Source organism: Halomonas koreensis (assembly GCF_031451675.1).
GTDB lineage: Bacteria > Pseudomonadota > Gammaproteobacteria > Pseudomonadales > Halomonadaceae > Halomonas > Halomonas koreensis.
The window spans coordinates 71,991-96,175 of record NZ_JARWAK010000013.1 but is presented as its reverse complement, the minus strand read 5'-3'; the positions used below and the strand labels follow the sequence as shown (position 1 = coordinate 96,175).

At 70.9% G+C, this 24,185-nt stretch carries 25 protein-coding genes; 21 read left to right on the top strand and 4 right to left on the bottom strand.

From position 1 onward, the window contains the following. Position 1: 1 nt before the first annotated feature. The gene (yegS, locus tag QC818_RS14630; protein WP_309653602.1) at positions 2 to 907 is read left to right on the top strand and encodes a lipid kinase YegS; all 906 of its coding nucleotides are present in this window, start codon (positions 2 to 4) and stop codon (positions 905 to 907) included. A 103-nt stretch (positions 908 to 1,010) separates the two neighbouring features. Next, positions 1,011 to 1,709: a hypothetical protein gene (locus QC818_RS14625; protein WP_309653601.1), complete on the top strand. Its 699-nt coding sequence runs from the start codon at positions 1,011 to 1,013 to the stop codon at positions 1,707 to 1,709. A gap of 94 nt (positions 1,710 to 1,803) precedes the next feature. Here QC818_RS14625 and QC818_RS14620 read toward each other — a convergent pair whose 3' ends face one another. Continuing rightward, complete coding sequence (locus QC818_RS14620) at positions 1,804 to 2,010, bottom strand: cold-shock protein (RefSeq protein WP_013333187.1); 207 nt, start codon at positions 2,008 to 2,010, stop codon at positions 1,804 to 1,806. Positions 2,011 to 2,318: 308 nt separating this feature from the next. Between QC818_RS14620 and QC818_RS14615 the strand changes: the two genes are divergently transcribed. After that, positions 2,319 to 2,744, top strand: a complete 426-nt coding sequence (locus QC818_RS14615; RefSeq protein ID WP_309653600.1) for a TM2 domain-containing protein — start codon at positions 2,319 to 2,321, stop codon at positions 2,742 to 2,744. 9 nt (positions 2,745 to 2,753) lie between these two features. Continuing rightward, positions 2,754 to 3,398, top strand: a complete 645-nt coding sequence (locus tag QC818_RS14610) for a LysE family translocator (RefSeq protein ID WP_309653599.1) — start codon at positions 2,754 to 2,756, stop codon at positions 3,396 to 3,398. 90 nt (positions 3,399 to 3,488) lie between these two features. Here the strand turns inward: QC818_RS14610 and QC818_RS14605 are convergent, their stop codons facing one another. Then, positions 3,489 to 5,441: a transglycosylase SLT domain-containing protein gene (locus tag QC818_RS14605; RefSeq protein WP_309653598.1), complete on the bottom strand. Its 1,953-nt coding sequence runs from the start codon at positions 5,439 to 5,441 to the stop codon at positions 3,489 to 3,491. 178 nt (positions 5,442 to 5,619) lie between these two features. Between QC818_RS14605 and QC818_RS14600 the strand changes: the two genes are divergently transcribed. From QC818_RS14600 to QC818_RS14560, 9 genes are all read left to right on the top strand, one after another. Further along, a complete protein-coding gene (locus QC818_RS14600; RefSeq protein WP_309653597.1) occupies positions 5,620 to 5,925 on the top strand; it encodes a YkvA family protein in 306 nt (101 codons plus the stop codon). An 82-nt stretch (positions 5,926 to 6,007) separates the two neighbouring features. Further along, on the top strand, positions 6,008 to 6,505 hold the full coding sequence (locus QC818_RS14595; protein WP_309653596.1) for a PaaI family thioesterase: 498 nt from the start codon (positions 6,008 to 6,010) through the stop codon (positions 6,503 to 6,505). Continuing rightward, the gene (locus QC818_RS14590; protein ID WP_309653595.1) at positions 6,498 to 6,962 is read left to right on the top strand and encodes a PaaI family thioesterase; all 465 of its coding nucleotides are present in this window, start codon (positions 6,498 to 6,500) and stop codon (positions 6,960 to 6,962) included. Before QC818_RS14595 ends, QC818_RS14590 begins: the two co-directional genes overlap by 8 nt. An 89-nt stretch (positions 6,963 to 7,051) precedes the next feature. Further along, complete coding sequence (gene htpG, locus QC818_RS14585; protein WP_309653594.1) at positions 7,052 to 8,956, top strand: molecular chaperone HtpG; 1,905 nt, start codon at positions 7,052 to 7,054, stop codon at positions 8,954 to 8,956. Between the two features lie 378 nt (positions 8,957 to 9,334). Beyond that, the gene (locus tag QC818_RS14580) at positions 9,335 to 10,906 is read left to right on the top strand and encodes a Re/Si-specific NAD(P)(+) transhydrogenase subunit alpha (RefSeq protein WP_309653593.1); all 1,572 of its coding nucleotides are present in this window, start codon (positions 9,335 to 9,337) and stop codon (positions 10,904 to 10,906) included. A gap of 17 nt (positions 10,907 to 10,923) precedes the next feature. Then, entirely contained in the window at positions 10,924 to 12,366 is a 1,443-nt protein-coding gene (locus QC818_RS14575) for an NAD(P)(+) transhydrogenase (Re/Si-specific) subunit beta (protein WP_309653592.1), read from the top strand. Positions 12,367 to 12,466: 100 nt separating this feature from the next. Continuing rightward, positions 12,467 to 13,537, top strand: coding sequence for an NAD(P)H-dependent glycerol-3-phosphate dehydrogenase (locus QC818_RS14570; RefSeq protein WP_309653591.1), 1,071 nt, complete (start codon positions 12,467 to 12,469; stop codon positions 13,535 to 13,537). Further along, on the top strand, positions 13,530 to 14,012 hold the full coding sequence (sixA, locus tag QC818_RS14565; protein ID WP_309653590.1) for a phosphohistidine phosphatase SixA: 483 nt from the start codon (positions 13,530 to 13,532) through the stop codon (positions 14,010 to 14,012). The genes QC818_RS14570 and sixA overlap by 8 nt, the downstream gene beginning before the upstream one ends. 13 nt (positions 14,013 to 14,025) lie before the next feature. After that, positions 14,026 to 14,349 carry an antibiotic biosynthesis monooxygenase family protein gene (locus QC818_RS14560; protein WP_309653589.1) on the top strand — a complete coding sequence of 108 codons (324 nt, stop codon included), beginning with the start codon at positions 14,026 to 14,028 and terminating at the stop codon, positions 14,347 to 14,349. Positions 14,350 to 14,521: 172 nt separating this feature from the next. On the opposite strand, the gene QC818_RS14555 is transcribed toward QC818_RS14560, so the two are convergent. Next, positions 14,522 to 15,472 (bottom strand): AEC family transporter, encoded by a 951-nt coding sequence (locus tag QC818_RS14555; protein ID WP_309653588.1) that lies wholly within the window; start codon positions 15,470 to 15,472, stop codon positions 14,522 to 14,524. Positions 15,473 to 15,674: 202 nt separating this feature from the next. Here QC818_RS14555 and QC818_RS14550 point away from each other — a divergent pair, with 202 nt between their 5' ends. From QC818_RS14550 to QC818_RS14540, 3 genes are read left to right on the top strand one after another with little or no spacing between them, the layout of a single operon-like run. Beyond that, entirely contained in the window at positions 15,675 to 16,490 is an 816-nt protein-coding gene (locus QC818_RS14550) for an alpha/beta fold hydrolase (RefSeq protein ID WP_309653587.1), read from the top strand. Continuing rightward, a complete protein-coding gene (locus QC818_RS14545) occupies positions 16,487 to 17,347 on the top strand; it encodes an alpha/beta fold hydrolase (protein ID WP_309653586.1) in 861 nt (286 codons plus the stop codon). The genes QC818_RS14550 and QC818_RS14545 overlap by 4 nt, the downstream gene beginning before the upstream one ends. A 13-nt stretch (positions 17,348 to 17,360) precedes the next feature. Further along, the gene (locus QC818_RS14540; RefSeq protein WP_309653585.1) at positions 17,361 to 18,434 is read left to right on the top strand and encodes a patatin-like phospholipase family protein; all 1,074 of its coding nucleotides are present in this window, start codon (positions 17,361 to 17,363) and stop codon (positions 18,432 to 18,434) included. A 6-nt stretch (positions 18,435 to 18,440) separates the two neighbouring features. Here the strand turns inward: QC818_RS14540 and QC818_RS14535 are convergent, their stop codons facing one another. Continuing rightward, complete coding sequence (locus QC818_RS14535) at positions 18,441 to 19,016, bottom strand: Smr/MutS family protein (protein WP_309653584.1); 576 nt, start codon at positions 19,014 to 19,016, stop codon at positions 18,441 to 18,443. Between the two features lie 191 nt (positions 19,017 to 19,207). On the opposite strand from QC818_RS14535, the gene prmB reads away from it, so the two are divergent. The 5 genes from prmB to phaC all read left to right on the top strand — a co-directional run bounded on the left by prmB (position 19,208) and on the right by phaC (position 24,171). Continuing rightward, the gene (gene prmB, locus QC818_RS14530; RefSeq protein WP_309653583.1) at positions 19,208 to 20,164 is read left to right on the top strand and encodes a 50S ribosomal protein L3 N(5)-glutamine methyltransferase; all 957 of its coding nucleotides are present in this window, start codon (positions 19,208 to 19,210) and stop codon (positions 20,162 to 20,164) included. A 19-nt stretch (positions 20,165 to 20,183) separates the two neighbouring features. After that, positions 20,184 to 21,269 carry a chorismate synthase gene (gene aroC / locus QC818_RS14525; protein WP_309653582.1) on the top strand — a complete coding sequence of 362 codons (1,086 nt, stop codon included), beginning with the start codon at positions 20,184 to 20,186 and terminating at the stop codon, positions 21,267 to 21,269. Positions 21,270 to 21,326: 57 nt separating this feature from the next. After that, entirely contained in the window at positions 21,327 to 21,689 is a 363-nt protein-coding gene (locus QC818_RS14520) for a DUF6489 family protein (RefSeq protein WP_309653581.1), read from the top strand. A gap of 114 nt (positions 21,690 to 21,803) precedes the next feature. Beyond that, positions 21,804 to 22,256 carry a phasin family protein gene (locus QC818_RS14515; protein WP_309653580.1) on the top strand — a complete coding sequence of 151 codons (453 nt, stop codon included), beginning with the start codon at positions 21,804 to 21,806 and terminating at the stop codon, positions 22,254 to 22,256. 85 nt (positions 22,257 to 22,341) lie between these two features. After that, a complete protein-coding gene (gene phaC, locus QC818_RS14510) occupies positions 22,342 to 24,171 on the top strand; it encodes a class I poly(R)-hydroxyalkanoic acid synthase (protein WP_309653579.1) in 1,830 nt (609 codons plus the stop codon). The last annotated feature ends 14 nt before the right edge of the window (positions 24,172 to 24,185 follow it).

The window sequence follows — 24,185 nt, the reverse complement described above, 5'->3', positions numbered from 1 at the left end:
CATGACAAGGCTGATCCTCAACGGCAAGGCGGCTCAGTGGCCGGCGGTGCGCGAGGCGGTGTTCGCCTGCCGCCGGGCCGGCACCGAGCTGGACGTGGCGGTCACCTGGGAGCCGGGTGACGCGGCCCGCTGGGCCGAGCGGGCCGGCGGGGCGGGCGCCGGACGGGTGATCGCCGCCGGCGGGGATGGCACCGTCAACGAGGTGGTCAATGGCCTGATGCGCCTGCCGGCGGGACGGCGCCCCGGCCTGGGTATCCTGCCGCTGGGCAGCGCCAACGACCTGGCCCATGCCCTGGGGCTGCCGCTGACGCCCCGGGCGGCCCTGGAGGCGGCACTGACCCAGGCCCTGCGGCCGGTCGACGTGCCGCGGCTCGGCGACCGGCACTTCCTCAACATGGCCACCGGCGGCTTCGGCGCCGAGATCACCACCTCGACGCCCAAGGGCCTCAAGCGCCTGCTGGGCGGCGGCGCCTATTCGTTGATCGGGGCCCTCAAGGCCTGGCAGTACCGTCCCTACCCCGGCCGCCTGCGCTGGGAAGGGGGCGAGCGCGAGGCCTCGCTGTTCGTGCTGGCGCTGGGCAACGGCACCCGCTCCGGCGGCGGCCAGCGGCTGACGCCCTCGGCGTGCATGGACGACGGCCTGCTCGACGTGCTGGTGCTGCGGGATTTCGCCTCCCTGCGCGAGATGTGGGCCATGCGCCGCGAGCTGCAGCGGCGCCCCGCCCGGGGGCGCTTCGTGGAGACCTTCCGGACGCCCTGGCTGAGCTTCGAGGGCCGCGACCCGCTGCCGCTGACCCTGGACGGCGAGCCCTGTCGGCGCCGCGCCTTCGATGTCGAGGTGGCCCCGGGCGCCCTGGCCCTCGCGGCGCCCGCCGACTGCCCGCTGCTCGCCGGCGCGCCGGCCTGATCCCGGCGGGGCGCCCGCCGCCCCGGCCCGCTCGCGCCGCCTTGCGGCGCCGCGGGGGCTCTGGTGCAATGTAGTCGACACCCCATCAAGAGTAAGGAAGGCCATGACATCCTGGAAACCCCTGGTCCTGGCGCTGGCGCTGGTCCTGGCGGGCTGCGGGGGCGACGAGGACGCCACCGGCGACGCCAACGGGGCCGACGACGGTGGCTCGCCCGCGGGCGAGACGACCGGCCAGGCGTCGGCCGAGCCGAGCCCGACGCCCGAGGCCTCCGCCGCGGAGTCGACGCTCGCCGGCGAGGACGCGAACCGGACGGCCGAAGCCGAGCGGGGCGAGGCGAGCGCGTCGCCCGAGGCCGCCGACGCCATGCGTCCCGAGCAGGAGGCGACCCCAACCGCCGGTAGCGAGGAGCTGGATGCCGAGGTGCCGGCCGGCGAGCTCGCCGGCGACGAGGTCGATCAGATCCTCGAGGAGACCGAGCGGCGCTTCCGCGAGGCGAGCGAGCGCCTCGAGCAGCAGTACGAAGAGGTGGAGCGCCAGCGGCCCGCGGAGCCCGGGGCCACGGCGTCGGCGGCTCAGGCGACGGAGCTCGAGGCCGTGCTGGACAATCCGGACGGGTTGCCGGAGGAGGGGCTCGAGGCCGAGGCGGACCCCGAGGTCGAGGCGATCCTCGAGGAGACCGAGCGTCGCTTCGAGGAGGCGCGCCGCAAGATCGACGAGCAGTTCGAGCAGGCCGAGCGGGCCGTGCCCGACGAGATTCGCGATGCCACCCGCGTCGAGGAGGACGGCGAGGAGGCGCCCTGATCTCGGCCACGAGAAACGAAAAAGGCCCGCCGAATGGCGGGCCTTCTCGTGGCGTTACCGGCCGGGCCGGCGTCGCCGGGTGGCGTCGACCGACTCAGTCGGTGACCCGGACGTTGGAGGCCTGGAGGCCCTTCTTGCCCTGGGTGACCTCGAAGGAGACCTTCTGGCCATCCTGCAGGGACTTGAAGCCTTCAGCCTGAATCTCGGAGAAGTGGACGAACAGGTCGTCGCCGCCGTCTTCCGGCGAGATGAAGCCGTAGCCCTTGGTGTCGTTGAACCACTTGACGGTGCCAGTTGCCATGTGTCGATTTCCTTAACTAACTAAATAATGGTGCTGGGTCGGCCCGGTCGACGACCGCGACCCGAACCCGTCGTGCGTGGGTAAGACAAGGAAGAAGTGCGCACGGGGTGTATCGAAGGAATCGAAGTACAACTGACGACTTTCTACTTGCTGACCTACGCAGCGGATGGTGCATCAGCACCGGGGTTGCGTCAACAGGGTGGCGCAGGGAGACTGGTGCTGCCGCCCGCAAGGTCAATGTAGCCACAAAGCTGACGGGCGTCCAGCGACCGCGGCGACGCCCCGAGACCCCGACGAGACCCTCTGACATGTCCGATACTCGCATCGCCTCCCAGGATACCCACAGCAAGGTCGTCGGCTACCTGCTGTGGCTGTTCGGCTTCCTCGGTGCCCATCGCTTCTACTACGGCAAGCCCGTCACCGGCACGATCTGGTTCTTCACCCTGGGCCTGCTCGGCATCGGCTGGCTGATCGACCTCTTCCTGATCCCGTCGATGGATCGCCAGGCCGACCTGCGCTTCCAGGCCGGCCCCACCAACTACACCCTGGCCTGGCTGCTGCTGACCTTCCTGGGGATCTTCGGCGTGCACCGCTTCTATCTGGGCAAGTGGCTCACCGGCCTGCTCTACCTGTGCACCGCCGGGCTGCTGGGCCTGGGCGTCCTGTACGACTTCTGGACCCTCAACGACCAGATCTCCATGCGCCACGCCCGGCGCGGCATCTTCAACGGCTGAGGCCTGGCCATGCTCCTCGACGCCCAGTTCTGGCCCTTCCTGGTGGCGATCACCCTGCTGAGCATCACCCCCGGGGTGGATACCCTGCTGGTGATCCGCAACACCGCGCGCGGCGGGGTGCGCGACGGCGTGCTGACGAGCCTGTCGATCTGCACGGGCCTGTTCGTGCACGCCGGGGTCTCGGCGCTGGGCATCTCGCTGATCCTGCTGCAGTCGGCCTGGGCCTTCGCCGCGCTCAAGCTGGCCGGCGCGGCCTACCTGATCTGGCTGGGCATCGCCGGCCTGCGGGCCGCCCGCCACGGCCGCGGGCTGCCGGTGGCCGCCGCCGAGACGGCTCGCCAGCGGGGCCCGGTCTGGCGGCCGCTGCGCGAGGGGCTGCTGTCCAACGTGCTCAACCCCAAGACGGTGGTCTTCTACATGGCCTTCCTGCCCCAGTTCATCGCCCCCGGCGAGCCGGCGCTGACCAAGTCCCTGTGGCTGGCCGGGGTGCATTTCCTGGTTGCCAACCTGTGGCAGATCGGCGTGGTGTTGCTGGTGGGGCGGGCCGGCCGCTGGCTGGCGAGGCCGGCCGTGTCACGCTGGCTGAACGGCCTCACCGGGGCGGTGCTGGTGGGCTTCGGCGCCAAGCTGGCGCTGACCCGCGCCCCCGCCTGACACTGTTGGGGACGAGGAGTTAGGGGCCGCGAGGCAGCAGCATATTGCTCGCACCTCGCACCTCGCACCTCGCACCTCGCACCTCGCTACCTATTTCCTGGCCAGCAGCGAGCCGTCGTAGCGCCCCTGGCGCTCCGCCGGGGTCAGCAGCGCCACGCCGCTGGGGTCGCCGCCCCGAGCCAGGCTCTCGAAGATCACCCTGTAGGCCAGCACCGCCTGGACATAGCGGCGGGTCTCGCGGAAGGGGATGGACTCGACGAAGAGGTCGAAGGCCTGCGGCGCGCGCTCGAGCCAGCGATCGACCCGGTGGGGGCCGGCATTGTAGGCCGCGGTGGCGGCCAGGCGGTTGCCCCGGTAGCGCTCGAGCATCTCGCCGATGTAGGCGCTACCCAGGCGGATATTGACCGCCGGATCGAGCACCCCGAAGCGTCCCGGGTCCGCCAGGCCCAGGCGTCGGCTGACCTGGCGGGCGGTGGCCGGCATCAGCTGCATCAGGCCCCGGGCGCCGGCCGGCGAGAGCGCCTCCGGGTTGTAGGCGCTCTCGCGGCGGGCGATGCCCATCAGCAGGTAGGGGTCGACGTCGTTGGCCTCCCCCCAGCGCAGGAAGTCGTCCCGGTAGGCCTCGGGGAAGCGCCACTCCAGGGCGTCCCACAGCTCGGCGGCGATGGTGGTCTGCACCAGCCGCGCGGGCCAGCCGCGGCGCGCCGCATGGTCGGCCATGGCCATGGCCCGCTCGGCGGAGACCCGGGCCGCCGCGGCGTACCATTCGCTGCCGGCCAGGCCGGGTTCGCCGATGCGCAGCAGCGCCTCGGCGCGGCGCACGGCCGGCATGGCGGCGACGGCCGCCCGCTGGTCGGCCGAGACCCGAGTGTCGGCCATGTTGAGGGCATAGGGGCGTCCCAGGCGGTCGGCGGCGGCGAAGCCGAAGAAGCTGCGCTGCGCGGCGGCCCGCTCGTAGGCGGCCCGGGCCGCCTCGGCGTCGCCCAGCCGCTGCCGGGCCCGGGCCTGCCAGTACTGCCAGCGTGCCTCGCTCCGCTCGGCGTCGGGCAGGCGGCCGGCCCAGTCCAGCACCCCCGACCAGTCCCGGTCGGCCAGGGCGACCCGGATGCGCAGCTCGGTGAGCTCGGCGTCGTCGAGCCGTGGTAGCACCCCGTCGACCCAGGCGAGGTTCTGCTCGATGTCACGCACCAGGGAGTAGAAGGCCAGATCCCGCTCGATGGCCGCGCGGTGGGTGTCCTCGATGATCAGGTGGGGCGCGACCTTGCGCCAGGCCTCCAGGGCCGCCTCGGTGTCGGCACGGGTGAAGCCGTGCATGGCGGCGGCGAACAGGGCGCCGCTGCCGCGACAGTCGGGACCCAGACAGCGCGGCACGCGGGTGATCGCCGCGAAGTCGCCCTGCAGGCGGTCAAGCGCGGCCCGGGCGTCGTCCCACTCGGGCCCGAGCTGGCGTTCCAGGTAGCCGACCATGCCGGTCTCGCCGGCCCGCCAGGCCAGCGTCAGGCGCTCCCAGACCTGCGTCGGCCCGATCTCGCCACGCCGCCGCAGGGTGTCGAAGAGCGGGTCGCAGGCGTCCGGCTGGGAGTGGCCGACCCGCCACAGCGCGCGGCCGCCCTCGGCCGCCGCCGCGGGATCCCGGTCGAGCAGGGCGGTGTAGTAGTGGCACTGGCGCAGTGTGCCGCGCGGCTCGCCGTCGGCCACCGCCAGCAGGTCCGCGTGGCGGCCGGCCTCGCCGTAGGCGGTGATGGCCTGTCCGCGCATCCAGCCGGCCAGCGGCGAGTCGGCATGCCCCGCGAGGAAGGCCTTCACGTCCTCGGGGCCGGCCTGGGGCAGGCGATGCTTGAGGCGGTGGTAGTCGACGTAGCCGGCCAGCACATGATCGTCGATGGCGGCCTGGTCGATCGCCGACCAGCGCTGCTCCCGGGCCGCCTGGAGGGCGTCGCGCATGGCGACGTCGGCCTCCGCGGCCTGGCCGCTCAGCGGCCAGCAGAGCAGGGCGGCGGTCAGCAGGGGTTGCCAGGGGAACGGGGACGTGGGGCGGGTCATGGTGGCGCCTCTCGGGTCTCGGGTCGGGCGGGACTAAGCGCCCATGGTCGCCCATGGGGCCGCGCTTGAGTAGTGTCGCCTGGCGCCGACGGCCTTCGGTCCGACGATGAAGGCCGGCGGATCGCTCGGTTATCCTGTGTCTTTAGCCGCCCTCGTCCCCGCCGGCAAGGAGAACCGCATGCCCCTTCCCCTCTGGCAACGCCTCACCCGCCGCGCCGGCGCCCTGTCGCGGATGCGCCGGGCGCTGGCGGATTTCCTGCCGATGCTGGCCGATGTGGCGCGGGGGCGCTATCGGCCGGTGCCCTGGCCGGCGCTGGGCTGGATGCTGGCGGCCCTGGCCTATCTGCTGTCGCCGCTGGACCTGGTGCCGGACGTGTTGCTGGCGCTGGGCCTGGTCGACGACGTGGTGGTCGTGGGCTGGATGCTGACCCGGGTGGATCGTGCCCTGGCGGACTATCGCCACTGGCGCGGGGCGGGCCGCTGAGCCTTGCCCGGGGCGGCGGGGCCGGCTAGAGTCTGAGTCAAACGTTTGAATTGACGCCGAACCCCGACCCGCGAGGTGCTTCATGCCAGCCGCCGACGGCCCCCTTCCCGCCGACTGGCGACGCGCCCTCCAGCGCTTCGCCGCGGCGATCCCCCATACCCGCGACCTCGGCCTCGAGGTGCTCGAGGCCGGCCCCGACGGGGTGCACCTGTGCCTGCCCTGGCAGGATGACCTGTTGGGCGACGAGGTCCGCGGCCTGGTTCACGGCGGCCTGCTGACCATGCTGCTGGATACCGCCTGCGGCTCGGCGGTGCTACCGGCCCTGCCGGAGCCCGAGGTCTGCCCGACCCTGGACCTGCGCCTCGATCACTTCCGTCCCGCGGTGGCGGGGCGGGCGATCCATGCCGAGGCTCGGGCGGTGTCGGTGAGCGCCTCGGTGGTCTTCACCGAGGGCACCCTCTGGCAGCAGGCCGGACGGCCGGTGGCTCGGGGCATCGCCAACTTCGCGCGTCTCGGTCCACGCAACACCCCGCCGGGGTTCAAGGCGGCGCTGTTCGCCGGGGAGGACGACCATGGGTGATACCTTCATCGACGCCGAGTGGCTGGCGCGCACCCGCGAGGCGGGCGACGTGACGGCCTGGCTGGCGAGGATCCCCTACGCCCGGCGCATCGGCGTCTCGGCGGCGCCGGCCGCGGACGGCGAGGGGCTGGTGTTCCGCCTCGCCCCCCGGCAGGGCAACGTCGGCAACAGCCTGCTGCCGGCGCTGCACGGTGGGGTGGTGGCGGCCTTCATGGAGACCGCCGCCACCCTGGACCTGATGTTGGCGGCGCGGGAGCCGCGGCTGCCACGGGTCGTCGACGCCTCCATCGACTACCTGCGCACCGCCCGAGTGGTCCCGACCCTGGCGCGCTGTGAGCTGCTGCGGGAGGGCCGCCGCCTGGCCAATGTCCGGGTGCAGGCCTGGCAGGAGGCCGAGGACGCCCCGGTGGCCACGGCTCGACTACACTTCGTGCTCGGCGATCCCGACGACGCTTGAAAAACGCCGGGCGGTCCCCATATCGACGGAAGCCAAGCAACCGGTGGCACCCGGCCACCGCCGACACGTCGACAAGGGGTCCGTAAGACATGACCACTGCCACCCGTGAAGAGACCCTCGGCTTCCAGACCGAGGTCAAGCAACTCCTTCACCTGATGATCCACTCCCTGTACTCCAACCGGGAGATCTTCCTGCGCGAGCTCATCTCCAATGCCGCCGACGCCTGCGACAAGCTGCGCTACGCGGCGCTGGACAATGACGCCATCTTTGAAGGCGACAGCGAGCTGCGCGTCGAGATCGAGCACGATGCCGAGGCCGGCACCGTCACCGTGCGCGACAACGGCATTGGCATGAACCGCGACGAGGTGATCGAGAACCTCGGCACCATCGCCCGCAGCGGCACCGCCGAATTCCTCCAGCAGCTCACCGGCGAGCAGCAGAAGGACGCCAAGCTGATCGGCCAGTTCGGCGTCGGCTTCTATTCCGGCTTCATCGTCGCCGACGAGGTCACGGTGCGCACCCGCAAGGCGGGCACCGAGCGGGGCGAGGGCGTCGAGTGGCAGTCCCGCGGCGAGGGCGAGTTCAGCGTCGCCGACATCGAGCGCGAGGCTCACGGCACCGAGATCGTCCTGCACCTCAAGGAGGACGCCCGCGAGTTCGCCGACGACTTCCGCCTCAAGAACCTGGTGCGCAAGTACTCGGACCATATCGAGGTGCCGGTGCGCATGCCGAAGGTCGAGACCGCCAAGGACGAGGACGGCAACGACATCGAGGGCAGCGAGACCGTCACCTGGGAGACCGTCAACGAGGCCACCGCGCTGTGGGTGCGGCCCAAGAGCGAGATCTCCGAGGACGAGTACAAGGCCTTCTACAAGCATGTGGCCCACGACTTCAGCGACCCGTTGACCTGGAGCCACAACAAGGTCGAGGGCAAGCTGGAGTACACCAGCCTGCTGTACGTGCCGGGCCGCGCGCCCTTCGACCTCTACGAGCGGGACGGCGCCCGGGGCGTCAAGCTCTATGTGCAGCGCGTCTTCATCATGGACGACGCCGAGCAGTTCCTGCCGCTCTACCTGCGCTTCATCAAGGGCGTGCTGGACACCCGCGACCTGTCGCTGAACGTCTCCCGGGAACTGCTGCAGCAGGATCCCAAGGTCGAGAAGATCAAGTCGGCCCTGACCAAGCGCGCCCTGGACATGCTCAAGAAGCTGGCCAAGGACGAGGAGGCCTACCAGACCTTCTGGAACACCTTCGGCAGCGTGCTCAAGGAAGGCCCGGCGGAGGATCACGCCAACCGCGAGAAGATCGCCGGCCTGCTGCGCTTCTCCACCACCCACACCGACAGCGCCACCCAGGACCAGTCGCTGGCGGACTACGTGGGCCGCATGAAGGAAGGCCAGGAGAAGATCTACTACATCGTCGCCGACGGCTTCAACGCGACCAAGTCCAGCCCGCACCTGGAGATCTTCCGCAAGAAGGGCATCGAGGTGCTGCTGCTCCACGACCGCATCGACGAGTGGCTGATGAGCCACCTCACCGAGTTCGAGGGCAAGTCGTTCGTCGACGTGGCCAAGGGCGAGCTCGACCTCGGCGAGATCGAGGGCGAGGACGAGAAGAAGGCCCAGGAGGAGACCGCCAAGGCCAAGGAGGACCTGGTCAAGCGCGTCCAGGAGGCGCTGGGCGAGTCGGTCCAGGAGGTCAAGGTGACCCATCGCCTGACCGATTCCCCGGCCTGCGTGGTGCTGCCCGAGCACGAGATGGGCTACCAGATGCGCCGCATCATGGAGGCCGCCGGCCAGCCGATGCCGGAGGTCAAGCCGATCCTCGAGCTCAACCCCGAGCACGCCCTGGTGGCGCGCCTCGAGGCGGCCGAGGGCGAGGGCTTCGCCGACCTGGCGCATATCCTGCTCGACCAGGCGGTGATCGCCGAGGGCGGCCACCTCGACGATCCGGCCGCCTATGTGCGCCGCCTCAACGCCCTGCTGAGCGCCTGACGCTCCCCGCCGATGCCGCGTCCGGGCGGCATCCCTTACCGCCGGCCGCCCCAAGGGCGGCCGGCGTCGTCCTGGCCGGCCGCGATCCCGACGATGTCGGTCCTCGCGCGGCGATCGGCCGTCCCGCCATCTCGGCCCTTGTGCTGCGCTGCATCATCTGCCATAAGCATGGGCGGAGCCGGCGGCCTCGGCGCCCTCGAGGTCTTGACCTTGACGTATTGGTCAAGTTTTGGGCGTTTATTTTCAGGGGGATAGCCACACCGGCATCGATGCTGTCATCGTCGACATGCGGGTTGAGAATCCGGGTCGCCTAAGGTATGACTAGTCGATCTAGGCTATGCAAATTTTCAATACAAAGACCAAGACGGGAGATCCAACGTGAAGATTGGTGCACCCAAGGAGCGTGCTCCGGGAGAGGCGCGCGTCGCGCTGACCCCTGAAAGCGCGCAGCATATCCAGAAGCTGGGACACGACTGTCTCGTGGAGGCCGGCGCCGGTGCGGCCGCCGGCTTCGACGACGCGGCTTACCGGGAGGCCGGCGTCACCGTCGTCGAGGGCGACAAGGCGCTGTGGGACGCCGCCGATGTGGTGATCAAGGTCCGCGAGCCCGACGACGAGGAGGCCGGCTACCTGCGCCGCGATCAGACCCTGATCTCCTTCTTCTGGCCCGCCCAGAACGAGCCGCTGCTCGAGCGCTGCCGCGATACCGGCGCCAACGTCATCGCCATGGACATGGTGCCGCGCATCTCGCGGGCCCAGAAGATGGACGCCCTGTCCTCCACCGCCAACATCGCCGGCTATCGCGCGGTGATCGAGGCCGGCAACCAGTTCGGGCGCTTCTTCACCGGCCAGGTCACCGCCGCCGGCAAGGTGCCGCCGGCCAAGGTGCTGGTGGTCGGCGCCGGCGTCGCCGGCCTGGCGGCGATCGGCACCGCGACCAGCCTGGGCGCCGTGGTGCGCGCCTTCGACGTGCGCCCCGAGGTGGCCGAGCAGATCGAGTCGATGGGCGCCGAGTTCCTGTTCCTGGACTTCGAGGACAGCCAGGACGGCTCCGGCAGCGGTGGCTATGCCGCCCCCTCGAGCCCCGAGTTCCGCGAGAAGCAGCTGGCGCTGTTCCGCGAGCAGGCGCCGGACGTGGATATCGTCATCACCACGGCGCTGATTCCCGGCCGCCCGGCGCCCAAGCTGTGGCTCGAGGACATGGTCGAGGCCATGAAGCCCGGCTCGGTGATCGTCGACCTGGCCGCCGAGAAGGGCGGCAACTGCGACCTCACGGTCCCCGACCAGCGTATCGTCACCGACAACGGCGTGATCGTGGTCGGCTACACCGACTTTCCTTCACGCATGGCCACCCAGGCCTCGCTGCTGTATGCCACCAACATCCGCCACATGCTCACGGACCTGACGCCGGAGAAGGACGGCAGCATCGACCACAACATGGACGATGACGTCATCCGCGGCGCCACCGTGACCTACCAGGGCGACATCACCTTCCCGCCGCCGCCGCCCAAGGTGCCGGCGATCGCCGCGGCCAAGCCCAAGCCCAAGGAGCCAGAGCCCACGCCGGAGGAGAAGAAGGCCGCCGAGCATGCCGCCTTCGTGGCCCAGACCAAGCGCCAGGCTACCCTGCTCGGGGTCGGCGGCGCGCTGATGCTGCTGCTCGGCCAGGTGGCCCCGGCGTCGTTCATGTCGCACTTCATCGTCTTCGCCCTGGCCTGCTTCGTCGGCTTCCAGGTGATCTGGGGCGTGAGCCACTCCCTGCACACCCCGCTGATGGCGGTGACCAATGCCATCTCCGGCATCATCGTGCTCGGCGCGGTGCTGCAGATCGGCTCGGGCAGCGGCCTGGTCGTGCTGCTGTCGGCGATCGCCGTGCTGATCGCCACCATCAACATCGTGGGGGGCTTCCAGGTCACGCGCCGGATGCTCGCCATGTTCCAGAAATCCTGAGCGGCGGAGATAACGAGATGTTGAGTCAAGGATTCGTATCTGCCGCCTCGATCGCGGCGAGTGTACTGTTCATCCTTTCCCTGGGGGGGCTGAGCAACCAGGAGAAGGCCAAGCGCGCCGTCTGGTACGGCATCATCGGCATGGCCGTGGCGGTGTTCTTCACCGCCTTCGGCCCGGGCATCGGCGGCTATTGGTGGATGGTGCCGATGATGGCCATCGGCGCGGTGATCGGCGTCTACCTGGCCAAGAAGGTCGACATGACCGAGATGCCGCAACTGGTGGCGGCGCTGCACAGCTTCGTCGGCCTGGCGGCGGTGTTCGTCGGCTTCAACGCCGACCTGGAGCGCCGCCGGGTGCTGGCCGCCCAGCTCGCCGAGCAGGGCAGCGAGGGCTTCTCGGCCTTCGCCGCCCTGGTGGCCCACAAGACCCCGGCCGAGCTGACCTTCCTGCAGATCGAGGTGGTGCTGGGCGTGTTCATCGGCGCGGTGACCTTCACCGGCTCGGTGATCGCCTTCGGCAAGCTGGCCGGCAAGGTCGACGGCAAGCCCCGTCAGCTGCCCGGCGGCCACCTGCTGAACGCCGCCGCGGCGGGCCTGTCGCTGGTGCTGGCCATGCTCTATCTGAACGGCGCCGGCTTCTGGACCCTGCTGCTGCTGGCGGCCCTGGCCTTCTTCATCGGCTGGCACCTGATCATGGGTATCGGCGGCGCCGACATGCCGGTGGTGGTGTCGATGCTCAACAGCTATTCCGGCTGGGCGGCGGCGGCCATCGGCTTCACCCTGTCCAACGACCTGCTGATCGTCGTCGGCGCCCTGGTGGGCTCCTCCGGTGCCATCCTCTCCTACATCATGTGCAAGGCGATGAACCGCAACTTCGTCAACGTGATCCTGGGGGGCTTCGGCGGCAGCCAGGGCCCGGCCGCGGAGATCGAGGGCGAGCAGGTGGCCATCGACACCAACGGCGTGGCCAGCGCCCTGAACGACGCCGACAGCGTGATCATCGTGCCGGGCTACGGCATGGCGGTGGCCCAGGCGCAGAACGCGGTCAGCGAGCTGACCCGCAAGCTGCGCGGCGCCGGCAAGGAGGTGCGCTTCGGCATCCACCCGGTGGCGGGCCGCCTGCCGGGGCACATGAACGTGCTGCTGGCCGAGGCCAAGGTGCCCTACGACATCGTGCTGGAGATGGACGAGATCAACGACGACTTCGCCGACACCGACGTGGTGATCGTCATCGGCTCCAACGACATCGTCAATCCGGCCGCCCAGGAGGACCCCAACAGCCCGATCGCCGGCATGCCGGTGCTCAAGGTCTGGGAGGCCAAGCAGGTCTTCGTCTGCAAGCGCGGCCAGGGGACCGGCTACTCGGGCATCGAGAACCCGCTGTTCTTCAAGGAGAACACGCGGATGCTCTACGGCGACGCCCGTTCGAGCATCGATGCCCTGGTGCCGATGGTCGACTGAGCGCCATCCGGGCCGAGCGGCCCGGATTCGCCTCGCGACGCCCCCTGACGGGGGCGTTTTTCGTTACAATCGCCGAACCATTCCACCTTCCGGGGCGACCATGTCCGACGATCGCAACAACAGGGTGGCGGTGCTCGGCGGCGGCAGCTTCGGCACCGCCCTGGCCAGCATCGCCGCCGACAACGGCTTCGAGGTGCGCCAGTGGCTGCGCGACCCCGAGCTGGTGGCGCAGATCAACCGCGAGCATCGCAACGGCCGCTACCTGCCCGACTATGCCATCAACCCCGCCGTGCGCGCCTCGGATGCCCTCGAGGAGGTGCTGCCCGGCGCCGGCCTGGTGCTGGTGGCCATTCCCTCCAAGGCCTTCCGCGAGGTGGTGCGCCGAGCCCGGCCCTGGCTCGATGCCTCGCAGATCCTGGTCAGCACCACCAAGGGCATCCAGGAGGAGGGCTTCAAGCTGATGAGCCAGCTCCTCGAGGAGGAGACCGGCTTCCCCCATATCGGGGTGCTGTCCGGGCCCAACCTGGCCGCCGAGGTGGCCGAGCGCCAGCTCACCGCCACGGTGGTCGCCAGCCGGGATCCGCTGACCCGCACCCGGGTGCAGACCGCCCTGGGCTGCGACTACTTCCGGGTCTACGCCAGCAACGACCGCTACGGGGTCGAGCTGGGCGGGGCGCTGAAGAACCTCTACGCCATCGCCGCCGGCATGGCCGCCGCGCTGGGCATGGGCGAGAACACCCGCAGCATGCTGATGACCCGGGCACTGGCCGAGATGAGCCGCTTCGCCGTCTCCCAGGGAGCCAACCCCATGACCTTCCTCGGCCTGGCCGGGGTCGGGGACCTGATCGTCACCTGCTCGTCGAGCCGCTCGCGCAACTACCGGGTCGGCTTCGCCCTGGGCGAGGGCCGCTCCCTGGACGAGGCCGTCGAGGCCCTGGGCCAGGTGGCCGAGGGCGTCAACAGCGTGCGGCTGGTGCGCGACAAGGCCCGCCTGGAGGGCGTCTACATGCCCATCGCCGAGGGCCTCTACCAGGTGCTGTTCGAGGGCGTGCCGGCCCGCGAGATGGCCCGGATGCTGATGCAGGGCGAGCAGAGCAGCGACGTGGAGTTCGTGCTGCCCCGGGAGGACGTCCAGCAGGATCGCCGCGAGCGGGGAGGCACCGATGGCTGAGCCGCTGCTGATCATGCGCCACGGCGAGGCCGGACAGGGCCGTCCCGATCCGGCCCGCGAGCTGACCGGCCGGGGCCGGGAAGAGGCCGCCCGGATGGGCGCCTGGCTGGCCGGGCGCGACGACCTGGCGACCTATCGGCTGAGGGTGGTGGCGAGCCCCTACCGGAGGGCGCAGCAGACCGCCGCGGCGCTGGGCGAGGCGCTGGGCCTCGCGGTGGAGACCCTGGAGCGGATCACCCCGGACGACCCGCCCGGGGCGGTGGTGGACTGGCTGCTGGCCCAGGACGACGACCGTCCGCTGCTGCTGGTCAGCCATATGCCGCTGGTCGGCGCGCTCACCGGCCTGCTGGTGGAGGGCCGGGCCGATCGCGGCCTGGGCTTCCCCACCGCCGCCGTCGCCGAGCTCGATGCCGAGGTGCACGCCGCCGGCTGCGCGCGGCTGACCCGCTTCACCGCCCCCGCCGATATCACCTGAGCGAGGCATGCAGATGAGCTATATCGTCAATAACCGCGTCCACGTGAACCCCGGCTACGAGGACGACTTCGAGGCCCGCTTCCGGGCCCGGGCCGGGCAGATCGACAAGCAGCCGGGCTTTATCGCCATGCGGGTGCTCAGGCCCCAGGGCAACCAGGCGCCCTATGTGGTCGAGACCGAATGGGAGAGCCAGGAGGCCTTCCGCGCCTGGGTGGGCAGCGACGACTTCAAGCGGGCCCATGCCAACCCCTTGCCGGCGGAGGCCACCGCCGAGGGCGGCGGCCTCGAGCAGTTCGAGGTGGTCGAGGGCACCGAGGCCCGGGGGCCGGGCGGCTGAGCTGGCGCCTAGGAACCTGTCGGGTTTGACCGATCGTCACGAGAGTCACGGATTTCGAGTCAAATTGTTCGATCGATTGAGGCGAATAGCGCGCTATTTAACCAAATGGATCGAATAAAGTTGGCCGAAAGCCCGGGATTCGCAGTAGATCAGCGTTAAGTCCGACAGGCTCCTAGATCAGCCCGGCGGCGCGCAGCCCGAACACGCCCAGGGTGACGGTCAGGCTGGCCAGCAGGGTGCTCAGCGCCACGATGTTGGCGGCCAGCGTGGCGTTGCCGCCCATGGCCTTGACCATCACGAAGCTGGCTGCCGCGGTGGGGCTGGCGAAGAAGGCGAACAGCACCCCCAGCTCGCGGCCCCGGAAGCCGACCAGCCAGGCCGCGGCGGTGGCCAGCGCCGGCAGGGTGACCATCTTCATCAGGCTGGCGCCGAGCGCCAGGCGCCCCTCGGGGCCGCGAGCGGCGGACAGCGACAGGGTGGCGCCGATGCACAGCAGCGCCAGCGGCAGCGTCAGGGAGGCGAAGTAGTGACCCGAGGTGGCCAGCCAGGTGGGCAGCGTCAGGTCCAGGGCGGCCACCGGCACCGCGGCCGCCACCGCCAGGATCAGCGGGTTGCGCAGGATCTGTCCGGCCAGGCTGCGCCAGTCGGTGGCCGCCTGCGGCTGGTAGCGCGCCAGGGCGAGCACCGAGAGCGCGTTGTAGGTCAGGATCACCACCCCCAGCAGCAGCCCGCCCGCCGAGAGGCCATAGTCCCCGTAGAGCCCCGCGGCCAGGGCCAGGCCGACGATGCCGCAGTTGCCGCGGAAGGCGCCCTGCACGTAGACGCCGCGCTCGGCCCGGGGCACGCGCAGCCTCGCCCAGCCCCAGGCCAGCAGGAAGCTGCCCAGGGTGGCCAGGGCGAAGAAGCCCAGCCACCGGGGATCCAGGGTGGCGGCCAGGTCGGCCTCGACGATGCTGAGGAAGATCAGCGCCGGCAGGGTGGCCCGGAACACCAGCATCGAGGCGGTGGTGACGAAGCCCTGATCGAGCCAGCGCAGCCGCTTGAGCACCAGGCCCAGGAAGACCATGGCGAAGATCGGCAGGGTGACGTTCAGGGTCTCCTGGAAGACGGCGGCGAGGCTCATCCCCGGGCCAGCCACAGGCCGACCACGACGGCGACGATGACCGTCAGGAAGAAGACACGGTTGCGGGTGCGAGTATCGCGGGGCGGCTTGTCGGGCTTCACGCGGGGCTCCGTTGATCGAGGTGGCCGAAAGGCGACTTGGCGCCCCATGGTATTCCCGTTAGCCTGCTATCGCCACTCGACGCCTCCGACCGGATCACGCCATGCCCGCCAATGACACCGCCGCTCGCGACCCGCTAGTCTTCGCCCATGCCAACGGTTTCCCGGGCCTGAGCTACCGCAGCCTGCTGACGCCCCTGGCCGGGCGCTTCGACGTCCATCCCCTGGACCGCCTGGGCCACCACCCCGACTTCCCGGTGGGGCACAACTGGCTGGCCCTGCGCGACGAGCTGCTCGCGCACCTGGCGACCTTCGAGGCCCCGGTGGTCGGGGTCGGCCACTCCATGGGCGGTGTGCTGATGGCCATGGCCGCCGAGCAGGCCCCCGAGCGCTTCCGCTGCGTGGTGATGCTCGACCCGCCGCTGATGCTGGGGCTGGATGCGCTGGCCATGAAGGCGATCAAGCGCCTGGGGCTGGTCGACCGCTTCACCCCGGCGGGCAAGACCCTGGGCCGGCGGACCACCTGGTCGAACGCCCGGGCCATGCGCGACTACCTGCGTCGGCGGGGGCTGTTCCGCCGCTTCACCGACCAGGCGTTGGCCGACTACGTGGAGGGCGGTACCCGCAAGCTCGACGACGGCCGGGTGGTGCTGCTGTTCGATCCCGACATCGAGGTGGCGGTGTTCCGCCACCTGCCCGACCACCTGGACGCCTTGCCCGAACGGCTGCGGGTGCCGGTGGGGGTGCTGGCCGGTCGCGACTCCGACCTGCTCACTCCGCGGCGCCGGCGGCGCCTGCGGCGACGCGGCGTGCGCGTCGCGGAGGTGCCGGGCAGTCACATGTTCCCCATGGAGCACCCCGAGGCGACCCGCGAGGCGCTGCAGGGCATGATCGTGGCGCTGGAGGCGGCAGGCCCATGACGATGCCCACGGCCCTGAGCCTGGCCGGGGGACGGCTGGCGGCACTTGCCTGGGGCGAGGCCCAGGCGCCCACCTGGCTGGCCCTGCACGGCTGGCTGGACAACGCCGCCAGCTTCGCACGGCTGGCGCCGCGGCTGGTCGAGGCGCTCGACATCCGGGTGGTGGCGCTGGATTTCGCCGGCCATGGCCACTCCCGCCACCTGCCCGGCGGCGGCGACTACGCGATCTGGGACTACGCCCACGACGTGCTCGATGCCCTGGACGACCTGTCGCTGACCCACGCGCCCCTGCTGGGACACTCCATGGGGGCCGGGGTGGCCTGCCTGGTGGCCGCCGCCGCTCCGGAACGGGTGACGCGGCTGGCGCTGATCGATGGCCTGGGGGTGCTGACCACCGAGGCGGCCCGCACGCCCGACCAGCTGCGCAAGGGGCTGCGCGCCCATCGCCGGCCGGTCTCGCGCGCGCCACGCTATCCTGATGGCGAGAGCGCCGTGGCCGCCCGGGTCGCCGGGGGCGTCACGCCCCTGGAGGCCGAGACGGCAAGGCCGATGGTGGCGCGCAACCTGATCGAGACGGACGACGGCCACCTCCGGCTGCGCACCGATCCGCGCCTGCTGCGGCCCTCGCCGGTGCGCTTCACGCCGGAGCAGGCGCTGGCCCTGCTGGAGGCGATCCGTTGCCCGGCGCTGTGCATCGAGGCCGAGGACGGCATCCTCGCCGGCCGGGCGAGCGCCGCGGCGGCCCGGGCGGCGCTGAAGGGCCTGCGCCGCCGGGTGCTGCCCGGCGGCCATCACCTGCATCTCGAGGCGTCCCGGGTGGCGGCGGTGGCGCACGCGATCGAGGAGGCACAGCCGTGAACGGAGGAGCGCGATGAGCAGGCGTCATGACAAGGGCCGGCGGGTGTCGCTGACCCTGGGCAGCGGTGGCGCCCGGGGCTATGCCCATATCGGCGTGATCGAGGAGCTCGAGGCGCGGGGCTATGAGGTCGTGGCGCTCTCCGGCTGCTCGATGGGCGCCCTGGTGGCCGGCGTCTACGCCGCGGGCCAGCTGGACCGCTACAAGGACTGGGTGTGTCGCCTCGACTACTTCGATGTGCTGCGCCTGGTGGATGTCACCTGGAGCCCCATGGGTGCGATGCGCGCCAACAAGGTGATGAACAAGCTCGACGAGCTGGTCGGCGACATCCGCCTGGAGGACCTGTCGATCCCGGTGACCACCGTGGCCACCGACATGACCCGGCAGCGCGAGGTGTGGTTCCAGCAGGGCTCGCTGCTCGACGCCATCCGCGCCTCCATCGCCGTGCCCGGGGTGATCACCCCGCTGCATCGCGGCGACCAGGTGCTGGTGGACGGCGGCCTGCTCAACCCCCTGCCGATCATGCCGACGGTCTCGACCCACGCCGACGTCGTCATGGCGGTCAACGTCACCGCCCAGAGCGCCCGGCCGGTGAGCCTGGAGGCCCTGCTGCCGCCCGAGGAGGCGGCCGAGGAGCAGGCCCGGGAGGCGGCCCGGGACTCGGGTGGAGGCGTGGACTTCGGCGGCTGGATGGAGGGCGTGCGAGGGGCTACCCGGCGGCTGCTCGACGGCCTGTCGAGCGGCGGCGAGAGCGAGGAGGACGACGGCATCGCCCGCGGGCGGCGCGCCTGGGGACGGCTGGACATGATCCTGGCCTCCTTCGACGTCACCCAGGCGGCGCTGGCCAAGTACAAGGTGGCCGGCTACCCCCCCGACGTGCTGATCGAGGTGCCCAAGACGGTGTGCGGCGCCTACGAGTTCCACCGCGCCGAGGCGCTGATCGCGCTGGGACGCCACCTGGCCCGGCAGGCGCTGGAGCGCCTCGAGCGGGAGGCGGCGTCCAGTGTGGCCGTCGAGCCGTTGCCGCCCGCCGACCCCGACGGCGGGCCGGAAGCGGCGGCCCCGCCCCGCGACGGCGAGCAGGCGTAGCCGGGATCAGAGGCCGTCGCGGCGGCGACGCAGCAGCACGTAGACGGCACCGGTGCCGCCGTCGGCCTCGGTGGCCGAACAGAAGGCCAGCACGCTGGGCCACTCGCGCAGCCAGGCGTTGACGTGGCTCTTGATCACCGGGTAGTCCGCCTGGGCGCCCCAGGCCTTGCCGTGCACGACCAGCACGCAGCGCGCCCGGTCGGCCGCGGCGTCGCCCAGAAAGCCCTCCAGCTGGGCCCGGGCCTCCTCCAGGGTGTAGCCGTGCAGGTCGAGGCCGGCCTCCCAGGCGATCCGGCCGCGCTTGAGCTGCTGGCGCTCGCGGTAGGGCAGGTCGGGCAGGGCGAAGTCCAGGTATTCCGAGGGCCGCACCGCCTCCACGCGGCCGTCGGAGGTCCGGCCGGAGGCGGCGTCCTCGCCGGCCGCCGTGGCCGCCGCGCGGCGGGCGCGGGCCGCCTCCTCGGCGCGGCGCGGGCGCCCGGGGTCGGCCCGGTCGCTGCGCAGTGGACGCACGCCGGCCTCGCTCAGGGCCTGGCGGAAGGCGCTGATCTCGTCGTGGTCGGGGGCGTGGCGGCGTCGGCTCATGAGACTCTCTGACCTGGCGTTGGCGACGGGGCGATGGCGAGTGCCGGCAGGGCCATCGCCGTGGCGAGCGGCGGGCGCCGCGGGGCGGGCCGCGAGAGTCCGAGTATACCGGCCCTGGCGTGGCTGTGAACCGCCGGCGAGGTTACAATCGGCTTCCGACGCCCTTCCCATCGACAACCACAGGATGTCTCGTGGCCGAACCTTCCGCTCCCTCGCCCGCTTCCACCCTGGCCCTGGACGACGAGGCCCTCGTCGAGGGGCTGATCACCCTCCGGGACTGCCTGCGCTGGACCGCCAGCGAGTTCCACCTGGCCGGCCTGCACTTCGGGCACGGCACCGATTCCGCCTGGGACGAGGCGGTGGCGCTGACGCTGGGCGCCCTGCACCTGCCCTGGGACGTGGATCCGGGCGTGCAGGACGCGCGCCTGCTGCCCATGGAGCGGGCGCGGATCGTCGCCCTGGTCCGCGAGCGGATCGCCACCCGCCGGCCGCTGCCCTACCTGCTGGGCGAGGCCTTCTTCGCCGGCGTGCCCTTCAGCGTCGACGAGCGGGTGCTGATCCCGCGCTCGCCCATCGCCGAGCTGATCGAGCACGGCTTCGGCGCCTGGTTCCCGGTGGAGCCGCCGGCCCGGGTCCTCGACCTGTGCACCGGCTCCGGGTGCATCGGCATCGCCACGGCCCTGCACCTGCCCACCTGCGAGGTCGACCTGGCGGACGTCAGCCCCGAGGCCCTGGCGGTGGCGCGTCGCAACATCACCCGGCACGACGTCGGCGACCGGGTGCGGGCCGTGGCGTCCGACGTCTTCGACGGCCTGGCGGGCCGGCGCTACGACCTGATCGTCGCCAACCCCCCCTACGTGGATGCCCGGGACCTGGCCACCATGCCCGCCGAGTACCGCCACGAGCCGGGGCTGGCGCTGGGCGCCGGGGCGGACGGCCTGGACATCGTGCGGCGCATCCTGCGCGAGGCCCGCGACCACCTGACCGACGCCGGCGTGCTGATCGTCGAGGTGGGCAACTCCGACCACCACCTGGAGGCCGCCTTCCCCGAGGTGCCCTTCCTGTGGCTGGAATTCGAGCGCGGCGGCCAGGGGGTGTTCGTCCTGACCGCCGCGGAACTCGACGCCCATGCGGCGTCCTTCAGCTGAGTCGTCAAGAGGAACGCCCATGTCCGGCAACACCTTCGGCAAGTCTTTCACCGTCACCACCTTCGGCGAGAGCCACGGCCCGGCGCTGGGCGCCATCGTCGACGGCTGCCCTCCGGGGCTGCCGCTCTCCGAGGCGGACCTGCAGCGCGACCTGGATCGGCGCCGCCCCGGCTCGTCGCGCCACACCACCCAGCGCCAGGAGCCGGACCGGGTGCGCATCCTGTCCGGGGTCTTCGAGGGGGTGACCACCGGCACCGCCATCGGGCTGCTGATCGAGAACACCGACCAGCGCTCCAAGGACTACTCGAAGATCAAGGATCAGTTCCGCCCGGCCCATGCCGACTACACCTACCAGCACAAGTACGGCATCCGCGACTACCGCGGCGGCGGGCGTTCCAGCGCCCGGGAGACCGCCATGCGAGTGGCGGCCGGCGCCATCGCCAAGAAGTACCTGGCGGCCCAGGGCATCACCGTGCGCGGCTACATGAGCCAGCTCGGCCCCATCGCCATCGACTTCAAGCAGTGGGCGTCGGTGGACGACAATCCTTTCTTCTGCCCCGACCCGGAGCGGGTGCCCGAGCTGGAGGCCTACATGGACCAGCTGCGCCGCGACCAGGATTCGGTGGGGGCCAAGGTGTCGGTGGTCGCCGAGGGGGTGCCGCCGGGGCTGGGCGAGCCGGTCTTCGATCGCCTCGATGCCGAGCTGGCCCACGGCCTGATGAGCATCAACGCGGTCAAGGGCGTGGAGATCGGCGACGGCTTCGCTTCGGTGGCCCAGCGTGGCAGCGAGCACCGCGACGAGATGACCCCGGACGGCTTCCTCTCCAACCATGCCGGCGGCGTGTTGGGCGGCATCTCCAGCGGTCAGACGCTCGTTGCCCACCTGGCCCTCAAGCCGACCTCGAGCATCACCACCCCGGGACGCTCCATCGATCGGGATGGCAATCCGGTGGAGGTGGTCACCAAGGGCCGCCACGATCCCTGCGTGGGCATTCGCGCCACGCCCATCGCCGAGGCGATGATGGCGCTGACGCTGATGGACCACCTGCTGCGCCATCGCGGCCAGAACCAGGACGTCACCGTGACCACCCCGCGGCTGCCCTGAGCGGGCTGCTACACTGGGAGCGTCACTCGCGCACACCTCTCCGACAAGGCGGTCATCATGAAGATCAACGTCGAGTTCGACCTGACCCCCGAGGAATTCCGCCGTGCCCTGGGCCTGCCCGATGTGGAGGCCTTCCAGCAGCAGCTGCTGGAGCGCATCCAGGAGCAGATGGAATCCGGGGTCGAGGGCTACGACCCCATGAGCCTGATGCAGCCCTTCCTGCAACAGCCGATGCTCCAGCAGGGGCTGTCCCAGGGGCTGGCCAGCTTCGGCAACTACCAGCAGATGATGCTCGACATGCTCAGCAAGGCCGCCGCCGGCTCGGGCACCGCCTCGTCCGGTGGCGAGGAGGCCCCGCGCGGGCGGGACGAGGGCGCGGCCCCGGCCAGCGCCCGCTCCCGCCGCCGCCGCGAGGAGTGATCCCGCCTACGACCTTGGTCCTCCCGTCACCGTATTGCAACGTCAGCCATGCCAGACTACGCTTTGTGCAGTGCAGCACGGCTTTCGTCCGCTTTCCCACCGGGAGGAGTGACCATGCAGGACAAGACGTTCGACGCCTTCAACGACCAGACCCGCCAGTTCTTCGAGCCCATGCGCAAGCTCAATGCGCTGATGCTCCACAACATGGAGCGGATGTCCGAGTACCAGATGGAGTCGCTCAAGCGCTACAGCCAGATGGGCACCGAGCGGCTGCGTGACGCCACCGAGATCACCGACGCCGAGAGCCTCCGCGACTTCGGCACCCGCCAGGCCGAGATGATGAACGCCCTCTCCAAGCAGATGCTGGAGGATGCGCGGGCCCTGGGCGAGATGAGCCTGGAGTTCAAGGCCGAGCTCGAGAAGCTCTACGCCGAGTCCGGCCAGGCGCTCGCCGAGCAGGCCTCCCAGGCCGGGGCGGCGCCGTCCGAGGCCTCCGCCGGCAAGGCCGAGGCCAAGGCGGAGACGCCGGCCAAGGCGACCAGTCAGGCCGCGCGCAAGCGCAGCTGAGCATCGCGGGGAATCGGCGGCCCCCGCCGCTTCGTTCGACGAGGCGGCGGGGGCCGTTCAGGCGTGGCAACGACAGGAGGGGTCCATGCAGCCAGGGGTACAAGCACCATCGCAGGCCGAACTCGAGGCCTGGAACGCGCACTTGAGGGCGATCGGCGAGGAATACCGGGCCCTGCTGGAGGACCTGCTGCCGCGCATGGTGCCGGATGACGCCGCGGCGTCCGTTCAGGGCCACATGCGCGAGGCCTTCCAGGCCGGTGCCGAATCGCTGATGCAGGATCCGTCCCTGCTGTGGGAGACCCAGGCGCGGCTGATGCAGGACCAGCTTCGGCTGTGGCAGAGCGGCCTCAAGGCCATGGCCGGCCAGGAGGAGGCCCCCCTGGTGACGCCGGCCCGGGGCGATCGCCGCTTCCAGGACGAGGCCTGGCACCGGGATCCCTTCTATCGGGCGATCATGCAGCAGTACCTGCTGTTCTCGCGCCTGGTCGAGGAGCTGATCGAGCGCCTGCAGGGGCTGTCGCCGGACCACAAGCGCAGCCTGGCCTTCTACGCCCGCCAGCTGGTCAACGCCATGGCGCCGACCAACTTCATCACCACCAACCCCGAGGTGATGCGCCGCACCCTGGAGACCCGCGGCGAGAACCTGGTCGATGGCCTGGCGCGACTGCGCCGGGACCTGGCCCATTCCGCCGAGGGACTCAATGTCACCATGACCGATCGCAGCGCCTTCGCGGTCGGCGAGAACATCGCCGTCACCCCGGGGGCGGTGGTCTACGAGAACGAGCTGATCCAGCTGATCCAGTACACTCCGAGCACCGAGCGGGTCTACAAGACGCCGCTGCTGATCGTGCCGCCCTGGATCAACAAGTACTACATCCTCGACCTGCGCCAGGACAACTCCCTGGTGAAGTGGCTGGTGGACCAGGGTCACACCGTCTTCCTGATCTCCTGGCGCAATCCCGGCCCCGCGCAGCGCGACCTGACCTGGGCGGACTACATGCAGCTGGGGCCGATCAGTGCCATGGAGGCCATCGAGCAGGCCACCGGCGAGAAGTCGGTCAACCTGCTGAGCTACTGCGTCGGCGGCACCCTGGCGGGCTCCACCGTGGCCTACCTGACCAGCACCCGGCGCGGCCGCAAGGTCAAGTCGGCCACCTACATGACCAGCCTGTGGGACTTCCGGGATCCCGGCGAGATCGGCGTCTTCCTCGCCGAGCCGGTGCTCCAGGGCATCGAGGCCAAGCTCGAACGGGATGGCTACCTGGATGGCCGGGTCATGGCCTACTCCTTCAACCTGCTGCGCGAGAACGACCTCTTCTGGTCCTTCTACATCAACAACTACCTCAAGGGCGAGGTGCCCGCGCCCTTCGACCTGCTGTACTGGAACACCGACGGCACCAACCTGCCGGCGGCCACCCACGGCTGGTACCTGCGCCACCTCTATGCCGAGAACCGCCTGGTCGAGCCCGGCGGCATCGAGCTGGACGGCGTGAAGATCGACCTGCGCAAGATCTCGGTGCCGAGCTATTTCGTCTCCACCCGGGACGACCATATCGCCAAGTGGAACAGCACCTACTACGGCGCGCTGCTGCCCAAGGGGCCGGTGACCTTCGTGCTGGGCGGCTCCGGCCATATCGCCGGCATCGTCAACCCGCCCCACAAGAACAAGTACGGCTTCTGGACCAACGACGAACTGCCGCCCACGCCGGAGGAATGGCTGGAGGGCGCCGAGGCCCACGAAGGGTCCTGGTGGCCCCACTGGCAGGCCTGGATGACCGACAACGGCTATGCCGACGCCGAGAGGATGGTGCCGGCCCGCCAGCCCGGCGACGGCGAGCTGGACATCCTGGAGCCGGCGCCCGGCCGCTACGTCAAGACGACCATCCCGGAAGTGCTCGGCGAGCCGAAGGAGTGAGGCGTCAGGGGTAA

Coding starts and splice junctions, on each gene's coding strand:
- aroC (WP_309653582.1), top strand. CDS start 20,184: ATGTCCGGCAACACCTTCGGCAAGTCTTTCACCGTCACCACCTTCGGC.
- QC818_RS14535 (WP_309653584.1), bottom strand. CDS start 19,016: ATGAGCCGACGCCGCCACGCCCCCGACCACGACGAGATCAGCGCCTTC.
- QC818_RS14605 (WP_309653598.1), bottom strand. CDS start 5,441: ATGACCCGCCCCACGTCCCCGTTCCCCTGGCAACCCCTGCTGACCGCC.
- phaC (WP_309653579.1), top strand. CDS start 22,342: ATGCAGCCAGGGGTACAAGCACCATCGCAGGCCGAACTCGAGGCCTGG.
- QC818_RS14595 (WP_309653596.1), top strand. CDS start 6,008: ATGCCAGCCGCCGACGGCCCCCTTCCCGCCGACTGGCGACGCGCCCTC.
- QC818_RS14600 (WP_309653597.1), top strand. CDS start 5,620: ATGCCCCTTCCCCTCTGGCAACGCCTCACCCGCCGCGCCGGCGCCCTG.
- QC818_RS14615 (WP_309653600.1), top strand. CDS start 2,319: ATGTCCGATACTCGCATCGCCTCCCAGGATACCCACAGCAAGGTCGTC.
- QC818_RS14625 (WP_309653601.1), top strand. CDS start 1,011: ATGACATCCTGGAAACCCCTGGTCCTGGCGCTGGCGCTGGTCCTGGCG.
- QC818_RS14590 (WP_309653595.1), top strand. CDS start 6,498: ATGGGTGATACCTTCATCGACGCCGAGTGGCTGGCGCGCACCCGCGAG.
- yegS (WP_309653602.1), top strand. CDS start 2: ATGACAAGGCTGATCCTCAACGGCAAGGCGGCTCAGTGGCCGGCGGTG.
- QC818_RS14555 (WP_309653588.1), bottom strand. CDS start 15,472: ATGAGCCTCGCCGCCGTCTTCCAGGAGACCCTGAACGTCACCCTGCCG.
- QC818_RS14575 (WP_309653592.1), top strand. CDS start 10,924: ATGTTGAGTCAAGGATTCGTATCTGCCGCCTCGATCGCGGCGAGTGTA.
- QC818_RS14545 (WP_309653586.1), top strand. CDS start 16,487: ATGACGATGCCCACGGCCCTGAGCCTGGCCGGGGGACGGCTGGCGGCA.
- QC818_RS14620 (WP_013333187.1), bottom strand. CDS start 2,010: ATGGCAACTGGCACCGTCAAGTGGTTCAACGACACCAAGGGCTACGGC.
- QC818_RS14570 (WP_309653591.1), top strand. CDS start 12,467: ATGTCCGACGATCGCAACAACAGGGTGGCGGTGCTCGGCGGCGGCAGC.
- QC818_RS14515 (WP_309653580.1), top strand. CDS start 21,804: ATGCAGGACAAGACGTTCGACGCCTTCAACGACCAGACCCGCCAGTTC.
- htpG (WP_309653594.1), top strand. CDS start 7,052: ATGACCACTGCCACCCGTGAAGAGACCCTCGGCTTCCAGACCGAGGTC.
- QC818_RS14540 (WP_309653585.1), top strand. CDS start 17,361: ATGAGCAGGCGTCATGACAAGGGCCGGCGGGTGTCGCTGACCCTGGGC.
- sixA (WP_309653590.1), top strand. CDS start 13,530: ATGGCTGAGCCGCTGCTGATCATGCGCCACGGCGAGGCCGGACAGGGC.
- QC818_RS14560 (WP_309653589.1), top strand. CDS start 14,026: ATGAGCTATATCGTCAATAACCGCGTCCACGTGAACCCCGGCTACGAG.
- QC818_RS14520 (WP_309653581.1), top strand. CDS start 21,327: ATGAAGATCAACGTCGAGTTCGACCTGACCCCCGAGGAATTCCGCCGT.
- QC818_RS14610 (WP_309653599.1), top strand. CDS start 2,754: ATGCTCCTCGACGCCCAGTTCTGGCCCTTCCTGGTGGCGATCACCCTG.
- QC818_RS14550 (WP_309653587.1), top strand. CDS start 15,675: ATGCCCGCCAATGACACCGCCGCTCGCGACCCGCTAGTCTTCGCCCAT.